This window comes from Actinosynnema sp. NPDC053489 (assembly GCF_044544865.1).
In the GTDB taxonomy this organism is placed as follows: Bacteria; Actinomycetota; Actinomycetes; order Mycobacteriales; family Pseudonocardiaceae; genus Actinosynnema.
Genome location: NZ_JBITXT010000001.1, coordinates 133,043 through 147,631 on the forward strand (window position 1 = coordinate 133,043; position 14,589 = coordinate 147,631).

General features: G+C 72.6%; 8 protein-coding genes and 1 pseudogene. 8 read left to right on the forward strand and 1 reads right to left on the reverse strand.

From position 1 onward, the window contains the following. The first annotated feature begins 120 nt into the window (after nucleotides 1-120). From ACIGNX_RS00555 to ACIGNX_RS00565, 3 genes and pseudogenes are all read left to right on the forward strand, one after another. Nucleotides 121-2,937, forward strand: coding sequence for a PQQ-dependent sugar dehydrogenase (locus tag ACIGNX_RS00555; RefSeq protein ID WP_396534742.1), 2,817 nt, complete (start codon nucleotides 121-123; stop codon nucleotides 2,935-2,937). Between the two features lie 79 nt (nucleotides 2,938-3,016). Beyond that, nucleotides 3,017-4,714 carry a ThuA domain-containing protein gene (locus tag ACIGNX_RS00560; RefSeq protein WP_396534744.1) on the forward strand — a complete coding sequence of 566 codons (1,698 nt, stop codon included), beginning with the start codon at nucleotides 3,017-3,019 and terminating at the stop codon, nucleotides 4,712-4,714. 17 nt (nucleotides 4,715-4,731) lie between these two features. Continuing rightward, nucleotides 4,732-6,105 (forward strand): annotated as a pseudogene (locus tag ACIGNX_RS00565) (RICIN domain-containing protein); the annotation flags it as partial. 58 nt (nucleotides 6,106-6,163) lie between these two features. On the opposite strand, the gene ACIGNX_RS00570 reads toward ACIGNX_RS00565, so the two are convergent. After that, on the reverse strand, nucleotides 6,164-7,210 hold the full coding sequence (locus ACIGNX_RS00570) for a LacI family DNA-binding transcriptional regulator (protein ID WP_396534746.1): 1,047 nt from the start codon (nucleotides 7,208-7,210) through the stop codon (nucleotides 6,164-6,166). A 277-nt stretch (nucleotides 7,211-7,487) separates the two neighbouring features. On the opposite strand from ACIGNX_RS00570, the gene ACIGNX_RS00575 reads away from it, so the two are divergent. From ACIGNX_RS00575 to ACIGNX_RS00595, 5 genes are all read left to right on the forward strand, one after another. Next, on the forward strand, nucleotides 7,488-8,756 hold the full coding sequence (locus ACIGNX_RS00575; RefSeq protein WP_396534748.1) for an ABC transporter substrate-binding protein: 1,269 nt from the start codon (nucleotides 7,488-7,490) through the stop codon (nucleotides 8,754-8,756). 3 nt (nucleotides 8,757-8,759) lie between these two features. Next, nucleotides 8,760-9,725: a carbohydrate ABC transporter permease gene (locus ACIGNX_RS00580; RefSeq protein ID WP_396534750.1), complete on the forward strand. Its 966-nt coding sequence runs from the start codon at nucleotides 8,760-8,762 to the stop codon at nucleotides 9,723-9,725. Next, on the forward strand, nucleotides 9,725-10,552 hold the full coding sequence (locus ACIGNX_RS00585) for a carbohydrate ABC transporter permease (RefSeq protein ID WP_396534752.1): 828 nt from the start codon (nucleotides 9,725-9,727) through the stop codon (nucleotides 10,550-10,552). The genes ACIGNX_RS00580 and ACIGNX_RS00585 overlap by 1 nt, the downstream gene beginning before the upstream one ends. A gap of 1 nt (nucleotide 10,553) precedes the next feature. Beyond that, nucleotides 10,554-11,771, forward strand: coding sequence for a mandelate racemase/muconate lactonizing enzyme family protein (locus ACIGNX_RS00590; RefSeq protein ID WP_396534754.1), 1,218 nt, complete (start codon nucleotides 10,554-10,556; stop codon nucleotides 11,769-11,771). Between the two features lie 394 nt (nucleotides 11,772-12,165). After that, nucleotides 12,166-14,553, forward strand: coding sequence for a ricin-type beta-trefoil lectin domain protein (locus ACIGNX_RS00595; RefSeq protein ID WP_396534756.1), 2,388 nt, complete (start codon nucleotides 12,166-12,168; stop codon nucleotides 14,551-14,553). The last annotated feature ends 36 nt before the right edge of the window (nucleotides 14,554-14,589 follow it).

A 14,589-nucleotide genomic window follows, 5' to 3' on the forward strand; every position in this document is an offset into this window, starting at 1 on the left:
CTGAGGACTTCCTCCAGCGATTCCCAGCATTCCCGCCCCCGTGCACCGCACCTCGTCGTCGCCGCGTCGCGCGCCCCGCGTCGAAGTACCCCGAACCCGCTCGAAGGGTGTGAGCCTGCCATGAGACACCGACTCCGGGCGGCGATGAGCGCCGTCCTCCTGGTGGCCGCCGGCGTGGCGGTGACCGCGGTCGGCTCCGCGCCGCCCGCCGCCGCGCACGCGGTCAACCCGAACGACTTCCAGCAGGTCGAGCTGGCCCGCGGGGTCGCCGAGGTCGGCGAGCCGATGACGCTCGCGGTGCTGCCGGACCGCTCGGTGCTGCACACCTCCCGCAACGGGACGCTGCGCCGCACCACCGCCGAGGGCGTCACGAGCGTGATCGGCACCGTGCCGGTCTACTCCCACGACGAGGAGGGCCTGCAGGGCATCGGGGTCGACCCGGGGTTCGCCACCAACCGGTTCGTCTACCTGTTCTACGCGCCCCCGCTGAGCACGCCGGGCGGCGACGCGCCCGCCACCGGGACCAACTTCTCGACGTGGAAGGGCGTCAACCGGCTGGCCCGGTTCACCCTGAACGCCGACTACACGCTCAACCTCGCCAGCCAGGTCACGGTGCTGGAGGTCGGCACCGACCGGGGCATGTGCTGCCACGTCGGTGGTGACATCGACTTCGACGCGGCCGGCAACCTGTACCTGTCGACCGGCGACGACTCGAACCCGTTCGACTCGGCCGGCTACACCCCGATCGACGAGCGGACCGACCGCAACCCCGCCTACGACGCCCAGCGCAGCGCCGGCAACACCAACGACCTGCGCGGCAAGGTGCTGCGGATCAAGGTGAACGCCGACGGGTCCTACTCGATCCCGCCCGGCAACCTGTTCCCGGTCGGCACGGCCGGGACGCGGCCGGAGATCTACGCGATGGGCCTGCGCAACCCGTTCCGCTTCAACGTGGACAAGGCGACCGGCACGATCTACCTCGGCGAGTACGGCCCCGACGCGGGCACGAGCAGCTCCACCCGCGGCCCGGCCGGCCTGGTGGAGTTCAACCGGATCACCGCCGCCGGCAACTTCGGCTGGCCCTACTGCGTCGGCTCGAACACCTCCGCCGAGGCCTACGTCGACTACGCGTTCCCCTCCGGCCCGTCCGGCAGCCGGTTCAACTGCGCCGCGCCGGTCAACAACTCGCCGCGCAACACCGGCCTGACCACGCTGCCCGCCGCACGGGCCGCGTGGATCAAGTACGACAACTGCTCCTTCGCCGCGTTCGGCTGCGGTTCGGAGTCCCCGATGAGCGCGCCGGTGTACCGCTACGACCCGGCCAACCCGTCGTCGGTGAAGTTCCCGGCGGCGCTGGACGGGCACGTGTTCGCGACCGAGTTCGGCCGGCGCTGGATCAAGACGATCGACGTCAACGCCGACGGCTCGCCCGGCCAGGTCAGCGACTTCCCGTGGCGCGGCACGCAGGTCATGGACGCCGCCTTCGGCCCGGACGGCGCGCTGTACGTGCTGGACTACGGCACGGGCTGGGGCAGCGGTGACGCCAGCAGCGCGCTGTACCGCATCGAGTACAACCCGGCCGGCAACAGGGCACCGACCGCGCGGGCCGCCGTCGACCGCACGTCCGGCAGCGCGCCGCTGTCGGTGACCTTCTCCTCGGCCGGCTCCTCCGACCCCGAGGGCGGCGCGCTGACCTACTCGTGGGACTTCGGCGACGGCGGCACGTCCGCGGCGGCGAACCCCACCCACACCTACACCGCCAACGGCCAGTACACCGCCACGCTCACGGTGACCGACCCCGGTGGCCGCACCGGTTCGGCCACCGTGGGCATCTCGGTCGGCAACACCGCGCCGGTGGTCCGGATCGACACGCCGGCCAACGGCTCGCTGTTCGCCTTCGGCGACTCGGTGCCGTACACGATCACGGTGACCGACCAGGAGGACGGTGCGGTCGACTGCGCCCGGGTGAAGCTGAGCTACGTGCTCGGCCACGACAGCCACGGCCACCCGATCAGCACGCGCACCGGGTGCTCGGGCACCATGCAGATCCCGGTCGACGGCGAGCACGACACGGCGGCGAACCTGTTCGCGGTGTTCGACGCGGAGTACACCGACCTGGGCTCGAACGGCCAGCCGCCGGTGACCACGCACACCCAGCACGTGCTCCAGCCGCGGCACCGCCAGGCCGAGCACTACTCGGCGCAGTCCGGCACCGGGCTCTACGACAAGGCGACTGCGGAGGGCGGCCGGACCGTCGGCGACATCCAGAACGGCGACTGGATCGCGTTCGAGCCGTACGCGCTCGGCGGGACGAACCGGTTCACCGCGCGGGTGTCCTCCGCCGGTGCGGGCGGCACGCTGTCCGTGCGGACCGGCTCGCCGACGGGCCCGGTGCTGGGCACGGCGACCGTGCCGGTGACCGGCGGCTGGGAGACGTTCACCGACGTGTCCGCCGCGCTGTCCACCGTCCCGACGGGCACGGTGACGCTGTACCTGACCTTCGCCGGCGGCAGCGGCACCCTCTTCGACGTCGACGCGTACACCTTCGGCACGGCGACCGGCACCCGGTCCGGGCCGATCGTCGGGTCCTCGGGCAAGTGCGTGGACGTCAACGGCGGCAGTTCGGCCGACGGGGCGAAGGTGCAGCTGTGGACGTGCAACGGTGGTGCCAACCAGCGCTGGGCGGTGAGCGGGACGACCTTGCGGGCGCTGGACAAGTGCCTGGACGCCTCGGGCACCGGCGACGGCAGCGTGGTGCGGCTGTGGACGTGCACCGGCGGTGCCTCCCAGAACTGGGCGCCCGGCGCGAACGGCTCGCTCGTCAGCTCCCAGTCGGGCAAGTGCCTCGACGCCAACGGCGGCAGCTCCGCCGACGGCACCCAGCTGATCGTCTGGACCTGCCACGGCGGCACCAACCAGCGGTGGACCCTGCCATGACCGGCGGCAAGCCCACCCCGGGCGCACCCACCCCGACCCCCAATATCCCCGAACCCAGGCCCGGCGAGGACGGTCCGAGATGAAGCGCTCCCTCACCCGACGCGTGGTCGCCGCGGCCGCGACCGCGCTCACCGTCACCGCGCTGGGCTCCGGCCCGCGGGCCGCGGCGGCCGACCAGCCCTACGACGTGCTGGTGTTCTCCAAGACCGCGGCCTTCCGCCACGACTCGATCGGCGCGGGCACCCAGCTGGTCCGGGACCTCGGCGCGGCGAACAACTTCACGGTCACCGCCACCGAGGACTCCGCCCAGTTCACCGCGACCAACCTCGCCCGCTTCGAGGCGGTGGTGTTCCTCAACACGACCGGTGACGTGCTGAACGCGACCCAGCAGACCGCGTTCGAGTCCTACGTCCGGGGCGGTGGCGGCTACGTCGGCGTGCACTCGGCGTCCGACACCGAGTACGACTGGCCGTTCTACGGCGAGCTGGTCGGCACCTACTTCACCTCCCACCCGGCGATCCAGCAGGCCACGATCCGGGTGGAGGACCGGGCGCACGCGGCCACCGCGCACCTCGGGGCGACCTGGACCCGGACCGACGAGTGGTACAACTTCCGCGGCAGCGTCCGCTCCACCGCCCGCGTGCTGGCCTCGCTGGACGAGTCGAGCTACTCCGGCGGCACGATGGGCGGCGACCACCCGCACACGTGGTGCAAGACCGTCGGCGGCGGGCGCTCGTTCTACACCGGCAGCGGCCACAGCCAGGCGAGCTACGCCGAACCCGGTTTCCGGGCGGTGGTGCTCGGGGGCATCCGGTACGCGGCCGGCCGCGCCAAGGCCGACTGCCGACCGGAGAACGGCTACACCGCGCTCTACAACGGCTCGACCGCCGGCTGGTCGCAGGCCGGACCGGGCGGTTTCACCAGCGGCGACGGCACGTTGACCTCGTTCGGCGGCCCCGGCCTGCTCTGGCACAGCGCGCGGGAGTACCGCTCGTACTCCCTGAAGCTGGACTGGCGCGTGGCCGGCGACGACGAGTCCGGCGTCTTCGTGGGCTTCCCGCCGAGCAGCGACCCGAACTCGGCCGCGGCCAACGGCTACGAGGTCCAGATCGACGCCACCGGGACCGACGACCGGACCACCGGCGCGATCAACGGCGTCAAGGCCGCCGACCTCGCCGCCCGCGACGCGGCGCTCAACCCGCCGGGCGAGTGGAACACGTTCGAGCTGCTCGTGGAGGGCGAGCGGCTGCGGGTGTTCCTCAACGGCGCGCTGGTCAACGACTTCACCAACACCGACCCGGCGCGGTCGCTGGTCTCCGGGCACGTCGGCCTGGAGAACCGTGGTGACGGCGACGAGGTGTCGTTCCGCAACGTCCGCATCAGGGAGCTGGGCGGCACGACCCCGCGCACCGGTCCCATCGTCGGGTCCTCGGGCAAGTGCGTGGACGTCAACGGCGGCGGTTCGGCCGATGGCGCGAAGGTGCAGCTGTGGACGTGCAACGGCGGCGCCAACCAGCGCTGGGCGGTGAGCGGGACGACCTTGCGGGCACTGGACAAGTGCCTCGACGCCTCCGGCACCGCCAACGGCGCGGCGGTCCGGTTGTGGACGTGCACCGGCGGGGCCGCCCAGAACTGGGCACCCGGCGCGAACGGCTCGCTGGTGAACGCGCAGTCGGGCAAGTGCCTCGACGCCAACGGCGGCAGCTCCGCCGACGGCACCCAGCTGATCCTCTGGACCTGCCACGGCGGCACCAACCAGCGGTGGACCCTGCCCTGAACCGAAGGAGCGCTCCGATGAGAACCACCGGCGAGGCGACCGCCTCCCGACAGACCCGACGACGGCCCGTGACGACCGCCGTGGCGGCCGTGCTGCTCGCGGCCGGCACGGTCACCGCGGTCGGCACGACACCGGCGGCCGCGGCGACGGTCGACACCACCGCGTGGTACGTCCTGGTCAACCGCAACAGCGGCAAGGCCCTGGACCTCTACAACTCGGCGACGAACGACGGCGCGCGCGTCACCCAGTGGACGCGCCACGACGGGACCAACCAGCAGTGGCAGTTCGTCGACTCCGGCGACGGCTACTACCGGATCAGGTCCCGGCAGTCGGGGAAGGTCCTCGACGTGCCCGGCTCGTCCACCGCCGACGGCGCGGCGATCCAGCAGTGGACCGACCACGGCGGCACCAACCAGCAGTTCCGGTTGGCGGACTCCGACAGCGGCGCCGTGCGGCTGATCGCCCGGCACAGCGGCAAGGCCGTCGAGGTGCAGGGCGCGTCCACCGGGGACAACGCCAACGTCGTGCAGTACACCGACCACGGCGGCACGAACCAGCAGTGGCAGCTCGCCAAGGTGTCCGGCGGCGGCGACCCGGGTCCCGGCCCGGGCACCGGCTGCGGCAAGGCCCCGACGCTGCGCAGCGGCACGCAGACGATCCAGAGCGGCGGCAAGAGCCGCAGCTTCATCCTGCGCATCCCCGACGGCTACGACAGCAACCGGCCGTACCGGCTGATCTTCGCGTTCCACTGGCGGGGCGGCACGATGAACGACGTCGCCTCCGGCGGCACGAGCGGGACCGCCTGGTCCTACTACGGGATGCAGGAGCAGTCCAACAACAGCGCGATCCTCGTCGCGCCGCAGGGTTTGGGCAACGGCTGGGCCAACTCCGGCGGCGAGGACGTCACCTTCACCGACGACATGATCCGGCGGATCGAGGGCGACCTGTGCGTCGACCCGAAGCTGCGCTTCTCCATGGGGTTCAGCTACGGCGGCGGCATGAGCTACGCGCTGGCCTGCGCGCGGGCCACCGTGTTCCGGGCGGTGATCGTCTACTCGGGGGCCCAGTTGAGCGGGTGCAGCGGCGGCACGCAGCCGATCGCGTACTTCGGCCTGCACGGCATCACCGACAACGTGCTCAACATCTCGATGGGCCGGTCGCTGCGGGACAAGTTCGTCGCCAACAACGGCTGCGCGGCCCAGAGCCCGCGTGAGCCCGCCGGCGGCAGCATGTCGCACGTGACGACGACGTACTCGTGCCGGGCGGGTTACCCGGTGCAGTGGGCGGCGTTCGACAACGGCCACATGCCCGGCCCGGTCGACGGCACCTACGCCGAGAGCGGCGTGCGGACCTGGACCAAGGGCGAGGCCTGGCGGTTCATCTCGCAGTTCTGACCGACCCCGACCGCGGCGTGGACCTCGACCCCCACGGGCGGGGTCCACGCCCCGGTCACCGCGGCGGGGCCACGGAACCGCGGGAGCGGACGGGCATCGGCACGCGGTGGACCGCACCGCGGCCGGTGCCGTGCTGCGCGGCTTCGGCGAGCAGGAGGTCGACGGCCTTGGCACCGAGGTCGTGGTGCGGCAGCGCCACGGTGGTGAGGCCGGGGCGCAGCCACGAGGCGACGGGGTGGTCGTCGAACGACACGACCGAGACGTCGTCGGGCACGGCGAGGCCCGCGTCCTGCAACGCCTGGTAGGCGCCGAACGCGAGCCGGTCGTCCAGGCAGATCAACGCCCGGGGCCGGTGCCGGTCCAACAGCTCCCGGGTCGCCCGGAAGCCGTGCTCGGGCAGCCACCACCGGCACGGGTGCCCGCTCGCCACGGCGACGCCCGCCTCCGCCAGCTCCTGGTGGATGCCGGTGAGCCGGTCCAGCGCGGCGATCCGCCCCGGCGGCACGTCGACGCCGGTCGGGTCCGCGCCGATGAGGTGGATGCCCTCGCCGTGGCCCGCGTCGAGGAGCACCCGCGCGGCCGTGCGCCCGCCCTCCACCTCGTCCGCCAGGACGCAGGGCAGCGGTGCCGGCTCGGGCGGCAGCACGTTGAGCAGCACGGCGGGACCCCCGGTCAGACCGGGCGGGATGCCCATCGCCCTGGTGTGCGCCGCGGCCAGCACGATGCCGTCGACGGGGTGGTCGCGCATCGCCTCGATCAGCGAGCGCTCGAAGCCGACGTCGCCCTCGGACTCGCCGAACAGCAGCGTCACGCCGTGCCGGCGGGCCGCGCCGAGCGCCCCCTTGACCAGGTCGCCTGCCAGCCGCGAGCTGACGACCGAATCGGACACCAGCGCGATCGTGCGCGTCCGGGCCCCGCGCCGCCCGAAGGGGACGCGGTTGCGGCGGTACTCCATCTCCGCCGCCGCTTCGAGGACCCGGCGCTGCACCTCCTCGGAGATCCGCAGGTCCCGCCCGCGGCCCGACAGCACCAGCGACACGGTCGTCTGGGAGACACCGACCACCTTGGCCACGTCGGCCAACGTGACCCGTCGTGTGCCCACCGTGGACTCCCGTTCTCCGAAGCCGATCGCGGTCCTCATCGATAAGTCTGACTCATAACGCCACTTTCTGGCTACTCATGACAGCGTTCGAACGGCTGCGCCGTCAAGGGAATCCGGTCGGGAGCTTCGATGACACCGTTGCACAGCACCGAGTTCGCCGTGATGCCGGTGGGGAAGCACCGGAGAGTTGATCAAGTAAGTAATACTCATCGTTCCCCTGTGGCGCGCGGATCGGTATGGTGAGCCGCAGTCGTGGCCCCTGGAGAAGCGAGCAGCGATGAAGCAGCGCACACCGCGGTCCGCTGCCCTGGCCCTCGTGCTGGCGTTGAGCGCCGGTTGCGGGAGCGCCTCGGTGTCGGGATCGTCCGGCGGTTCGGACGGCAGGCTCGTGGTCTGGGACTGGAAGTCCGGCGACGCGAGCGCGACCGCCTACGTCGACCGGGCGAAGGCCGACTTCGCCAGGAGCCACCCCGACGTCGAGGTCGAGTTCGTGGCCCAGCCGTTCGACCAGTACTACACCCTGCTCGGCGCGGCCATCCAGGCCGGCAAGGGCCCGGACGTCGTGCTGTTCAACGGCGGCGGCCGGCTCCGCGACCGCGTGGACTCGCTGCTGCCGCTGGACGACCACCTCGCGGGCGACCGGCAGCGGTTGGCCGGTTGGGACGCCTTCACGCAGGCGGGCAAGACCTACGCGGCCCCCGTGACGCTGCAGGGCCACCCGCTGTACTACGACAAGGCCCTCTACCGGCGGGCCGGGCTCGACCCCGAGGCGCCCGCCCGGACGTGGGACGAGTTCCTCGAGGACTGCCGCGCCATCGTCGCCAAGGCCGGTGCGAAGTGCCTCGCCGTGGGCAACAAGGAGGGCATCGGCATCCAGTTCTTCCTGTCCGCCATGGGGTCGGCCGTGCTCACGCCCGAGGAGTACGACGCGTGGATCGCGGGGCAGCGGGACTGGACCTCGCCGCGCGTGAAGCGGATCTTCGAGCTGTGGCGGCAGGTCGACGCGGCCGGGCTGAACAACGACGGCGCCAACTCGACCGCGATGTTCAACGACGCGTTCGCGGTCTTCCAGTCGGGCAGGGCCGCCCACGTCATCGGCCTGATGTCGGACGTCGGCCACTGGAAGGACTTCGCCGAGTTCCTGCCGCCCGAGGACGTCGGCGTCATGACGGCACCGGTGGTGGACCCGGCCGCGACGCCGAGCCTGCCCTACGACGGCGGCATCGGCTACGCGGTCACCAAGTGGACCCGGGACCCGGAGCTCGCCGCCGACCTCGTGCGGTCCCTGACGTCGACCGACGCCCTCCAGACCTTCTACGCCGACGCCGGCGCGATCGTCTCGGACACCTCGGTCGACGTCTCCGGCGGCGGCCCCGCCGTCACCGCGATCGCCGCCGGCACCAAGACCGGCAAGCCGGCGCTGCACGTCGCCCTGTCCAGCAAGACGGTCGACCTGATGGGCCGGCTGTCGCAGCAGTTGCTCAGCGGCTCGGTCACCGTGGACGACGCCGTGGCGCAGCTGGCCGCTTCCGACGCGGCGAGCTGACCCGTGCCGCCCGCGCCCCCCACGTCCTCGTTGCGCCCGCCCGGGATCGCGCCCCCCGAGGGGCGATCCGCACCGCCGGCCCGCCGCCGCCGCCGACGCCGCCGCGGACCGCTGGGCGAGCGACTGGCACCGGTCGTCCTGCTGGCGCCGACCGCGCTGATCGTCGTGGCGCTGCGCCTGTGGCCGCTGGCGCTGGGGGTGAACTTCTCGTTCACCGGCGACGGCGACCGCAACGGCACGCCGGTCGGGCTGGACAACTACGCGACCCTGCTCGCCGACCCGCTGTTCCGCCGGGCGCTGGGCAACGTGGGCCTGCTCGTGCTGCTGCTCCCGGTCGCGGTGGCGGTGCCGGGGCTGCTGGCCACGTTCATCCACCTGCGCGTGCCCGGCCACCGGGTCTACCGGGCGGTCTACTTCTTCCCGGCGGTGCTCTCGCCGGTGATCGTGGGCGCGATCTTCACCCTGCTGCTCGGATACGACGGGCCGCTGAACGACCTGCTCGGCGTGGTCGGCCTCGGGCCGGTGGACTGGCTCGGCGACCCGGACGTGGCGATCTTCGCGGTCGTCGGCGTGCACGTCTGGGCGACGTTCGGCATGGCGCTGGTGGTGTTCCTGGCCGGGTTCGCCGCGCTGGACCCCTCGCTGCTGGACGCGGCCCGGGTGGACGGCGCGTCCCTGGGGCAGACCATCCGGCACGTGATCGTGCCCGGCCTGACCCGCACGATCCAGTTCGTCTTCGTCACCACCATGATCGGCCTGCTGACCTCGATGTTCGGCCTGGTGTTCGTGATGACCGGCGGCGGGCCGGAGGCGTCGACCTACCTGCCCGAGTTCTACATCTGGGTGCAGCAGGGGCAGTTCGACCAGCCGGCGCTCGCCTCGGCCGCGGCCACGGCGCTGTTCCTGATCATGCTGCTGGTGGGGCTGGCCCAGATCGGCGTGCTGCGGCGCGCGGGGCGGGAGGGCTGATGGCCGGCCGGTGGTCGTCGCGGTGGGTCGTCGCGGTGCCGATGGCCGGGTTGGCGCTGGCGACGGTGTACCCCCTGCTGTTCACCGCCAACGTCGCCCTGAAGACGCGGCGCGAGTACGTCCTGGACCGCTTCTCGCCGACCACCTCCCCGCACTGGGGGAACCTCGCGGCGGCGTGGAACGGCGTCGGCCTGTCCCGGTACTTCCTGAACTCGGTCGTCGTCGTGGCGTGCTCGGTCGCGCTGCTGCTGCTGTTCGGGTCGATGGCGGGGTTCGCGCTGGCCCGCCTGCGGTTCCGCGGCTCGTCGGCGCTGTACCTGGGCTGCCTGGCGGCGCTGTTCATCCCCTTCCAGGTGATCATGGTGCCGCTGACCAGGGTGCTGGCCGACGCGGGCCTCGTCGACACCTACCCGGGCCTGGTGCTCGCCTACGTGGCGCAGTTCCTGCCCTTCACCGTCTTCCTGATGACGAGCTACTACGCGACCGTGCCCGCGGAGGTCGTGGACGCGGCCCGCGTCGACGGCAGCACCACGCTGGGCGCGTACTGGCGGATCATGCTGCCGATGGGCGCGCCGGCGCTGCTGTCGGTCGGCGTCCTCGACGCGCTGTTCTGCTGGAACGACGTGCTGATCTCCCTGCTGGTGATGCCGTCGGCCGACCACCGCACGCTCATGGTCGGCGTCACCTCGCTGCGGGGGCAGTACTCGGGCGACATCCCCGTCTTCGCCTCCGGCGTGCTCGTCGCGGCGGTGCCCGTCCTGGTCGTCTACCTGTTCCTGCAACGCCGGATCGCCGACGGCGTCACGGCCGGAGCCACGAAGGGCTGATATGCGCATCACCGGTTATCGGACCCTCACGACCGCCCAGGACTGGGGGCGCCCGGTGGGCGACGCCAACGGCGTCTTCGCCGACGGCCTCATCCGGGTGCCGATCGTCCTCGTGCACACCGACGTGGGCATCACCGGCGTCGGGATCGGGTCGCACGTGGAGGTCGAGGCGGTCTTCGCCGCGATCGAGGGCGAGGACCCGCGTGCCGTCACCGCCCTGTACGACCGGATGCTGCGCCGGACGTTCAAGGCGGGCCACGCCGGCGCGGTGTTCGGCACGATCGGCGCCCTCGACACCGCGCTGTGGGACATCAAGGCCCAGGCCGTCGGCGAGCCGCTGTGGCGGCTGCTGGGCGGGCGCGACCGGCGCGTGCCCGCCTACGCCTCGGGGTTGGACATCGAGCTGGGCGACGACGAGCTGGTCGCGGTGTACGAGACGTACGCCCGGCACGGGCTGCGGGCGGCCAAGATCAAGGGCGGCCTCGACGTGGAGCGGGACCGGGACCGCCTCATCCTGGTGCGCGACGTGCTCACCGCCGCCGGGCGCGGGGCGCGGCCGGGGCTGATGCTCGACGTCAACGAGTCGTTGAGCCGCAAGCAGGCGGTCCGCCACGTCGGCGAGCTGGAGCGCACGCTCGACCTGATCTGGGTCGAGGAGCCCGTCCGGCGCTGGGACGCGGAGGGGCACGCGGCCGTGGGGCGGGGCGTCCGGGCGTCGGTGGCGTCCGGGGAGAACCTGACCGGCCTGGAGCAGTACCGGCCGCTGGTCGCGGCGGGCGCGGTCGACGTCGTGCAGGCGGCCGCGGGCTGGGGCGTCACGCACTTCCTGCGCGTCTCGGCCCTCGCCCACGCCCACGACCTGCCGGTGAGCCCGATCGGCACCACACCGGTCGGCCTGCTGCACGCCGCGACCGCCGTGCCCAACCACCTGGTCAGCGAGTTGCAGGACCTCCAGCCGCCGGCGGGGCTGACGCTGGACCTGCACGTGGAGGACGGCGCGTTCGTCCTGGGCGACGCGCCGGGGCTGGGCATCCGCGTGGACGAGGAGGCGATCGCCGCGTCGGGCCCGCTGCTGCCGCCCGCGCCGCCGGACGGCCCGCACGTGCGGCCGGAACGCGCCGGCCAGCGCCTGCTGGCCGTGGTGCACACCCCGGCCACCGCACCCGACCCGCGCCAGCCGCCCGCCGCCGTCACCGCCGAACCACCTGCCACCCGCTGACCTGCTGCCCCTGACCTGCCGCCCCTGACCTGCCGCCCGCTGACCGACCGCCCGCTGACCGACCGCCCGCTGACCGACCGCCCGCTGACCGACCCCTGCGGCACCCGACCGCCGACCGCTCGACCCGCGCGGGGCCTCGCTCGCGGGCGGGTGAGCCGCCACCCGCCCGCGGACACCCCGCACCTCACCACCCCGCACCTCACCACCCCGCACCTCACCACTCCGCGCCCCACCACCCGTGCGCCGTCATCCGGCCCGGCTCGCACAGCCACCCGTCAACCCCCTGCCTCACCCCCACCTCACCCCGACCATCGGCCGAACCTGTCGTGCCACAACGACGTGCGCACCGGACGACCCGACCGGACCTCGCGCACGCACACCCCCAGGAGGTCCCTTGTTCGCGTCCCCGTCCCGCGCGGTGCGGAGGGCGGTGTCGGCCCTCGCCGCCGCGCTGCTGGCCGCACCCGCGGCCGTCGCCCTGGCCGCTCCCGCGCAGGCCGCCACCACCACCCTCTACGCGTCCCCCTCCGGCACCGGCACCGCGTGCACCGCCACGCAGCCGTGCTCCCTGACCGCCGCGCAGACCGCGGTGCGGTCGCAGAACGCCGGGATGTCCGGCGACCTCGTCGTGCAGCTGGCCGACGGCGTGTACCGGCTCGCCGAACCCCTGCGGCTGACCGCGGCCGACTCCGGCACCAACGGCTACCGCGTGCTGTGGCAGGCGGCGCCCAACGCGCGCCCGGTCATCAGCGGTGCCAGGGCCGTCACCGGGTGGTCGCTGGTCGACTCCGCGAAGAACATCTGGCGGGCGACCGTCCCCGCCGGCACCGACTCCCGGCAGCTCTACGTCAACGGCGCGATCGCCACCCGCGCCCGCACCCAGGTCAACCGGGCCGACTTCACGTTCACCGGCACGGGCATGCGGTTCTCCAACACCGCCCTGAACTACCTGAACAACCTGGCCAACCAGAGCCGGGTCGAGGTGGAGAGCGTCAACTCCTTCACCGACCGGTACTCGCCGGTGCAGAGCATCAGCGGCAACTTCCTGACGATGCAGCAGCCCGCGTGGAACAACAACACGTTCGGCTACGACACGTTGGCCGCCCCGCACCGCGCGGGACCGCTCTACCTGGCCAACGCCTACGAGTTCCTGGACTCGCCGGGGGAGTGGTACCTCAACCCGGGCACGGGCGCGCTGTCCTACATCCCGTTGGCCGGCCAGAGCATGAGCACCGCCGCCGTGGAGCTGCCGGTGCTCCAGTCGCTCGTCGACGTCGGCGGCACCTACGACGCGCCGGCGCACCACATCTCGTTCAGCGGCATCACCTTCACCGGCACGAGCTGGCTCGGCCCCAGCGGCAACCAGGGCTACGCCGACCAGCAGACCGGCGCGTACCTGGCGGGCACCTGGAACTGGCCCGCCGACCGGATCACCTCGTGCCAGAACGGGTGCGCGCAGTTCGAGGCCGCGCGGCCGCACTGGTCCCAGATGCCCGCGGCCGTGCAGGTCTCCGCCGCCGACACCATCGCGTTCAGCGACTCGCAGTTCGTCAACCTCGGGCAGACGGCCATCGGCATCGGCAACGACGCCAACGCCCACGCGAGCGGCGTCGGCCTGGGCGCGAGCAACATCACCGTGACCCGGTCGGAGATCGCCCGCGGCTCGGCGGGCGGCATCGTGGTCGGCGGTGTGCGCGCCGACGCCCACCACCCGGCCGACCAGCGGATGGTCAACCGGAACATCACCATCAGCCACAACCGCATCCACGACCTCGGCATCGAGTACCGCGGCAACGTCTCGGTCCTCAACACCTACGTCAGCACCGCCACCGTGGCCAACAACGAGGTCTACAACATGCCGTACTCGGGCATGTCCCTCGGCTACGGCTGGGGCGCGAACGACGCGGGCGGCAGCAACCACTACGCCAACCGCGGCCTGTACAACTACCAGCCCCGCTACACCACGCCCACCACCGCGTCCAACAACCGGCTGCTCGACAACTACATCCACGACGTGATGCAGCAGATGAACGACGGCGGCTGCATCTACACGCTGGCGTGGAACCCGGGCGCGTCGATCAGCGGCAACCACTGCCTGCGGACCAACGGCTACTTCGGCCTCTACTTCGACGAGGGCTCGAAGTACTACTCCGCCACGGGCAACGTCTTCTCCGCCACCGGCACGTGGGCCACCGCGAACTACTGGGGCGGCGAGAACATGGGCAACTGGACGCTGACCAACAACTGGTCGACCAACGGCAGCACCAACATCACCAACGGCGACCGCGGCAACGTCGTGTCCGGCAACGTCACCGTCACCAACAACAACTGGCCGGCCGGTGCGCAGGCGGTGATGGCCAACGCCGGGCCGGGCGGCGGCGGCACGGGCGGACCGCAGAACGCGATGCTGGTGGGCGGCCAGTCCGGCCGCTGCTTCGAGGTGCCCGCCGGCGCCGCGAACGGCGCGCAGGCCCGGCTGTGGGACTGCACCGGCGGCGCCAACCAGCGCTGGACCTACACCGCGGGCAAGCAGCTCGTGGTGAATGGCACCAAGTGCCTGGACGCCAGCGGTCAGGGGACCGCGAACGGCACCGCGGCGATCGTCTGGGACTGCAACGGCCAGGCGAACCAGCAGTGGAACGTCAACGCCAACGGCTCCATCACCGGCGTGCAGTCCGGGCTGTGCCTCGACGCCGCCGGCAACGGGACCGCGAACGGCACCCTGATCCAGCTCTGGTCGTGCCACGGCGGCGCGAACCAGCAGTGGGCCGTGCGCGGCTGAGGGACCGGGCGGGTGACCGGTGCTGCCGGTCATCCG

What these genes read in the sequence shown, in the direction of transcription:
- ACIGNX_RS00555 (WP_396534742.1), top strand. Translation starts at nt 121, where the DNA reads ATGAGACACCGACTCCGGGCGGCGATGAGCGCCGTCCTCCTGGTGGCC.
- ACIGNX_RS00560 (WP_396534744.1), top strand. Translation starts at nt 3,017, where the DNA reads ATGAAGCGCTCCCTCACCCGACGCGTGGTCGCCGCGGCCGCGACCGCG.
- ACIGNX_RS00575 (WP_396534748.1), top strand. Translation starts at nt 7,488, where the DNA reads ATGAAGCAGCGCACACCGCGGTCCGCTGCCCTGGCCCTCGTGCTGGCG.
- ACIGNX_RS00585 (WP_396534752.1), top strand. Translation starts at nt 9,725, where the DNA reads ATGGCCGGCCGGTGGTCGTCGCGGTGGGTCGTCGCGGTGCCGATGGCC.
- ACIGNX_RS00590 (WP_396534754.1), top strand. Translation starts at nt 10,554, where the DNA reads ATGCGCATCACCGGTTATCGGACCCTCACGACCGCCCAGGACTGGGGG.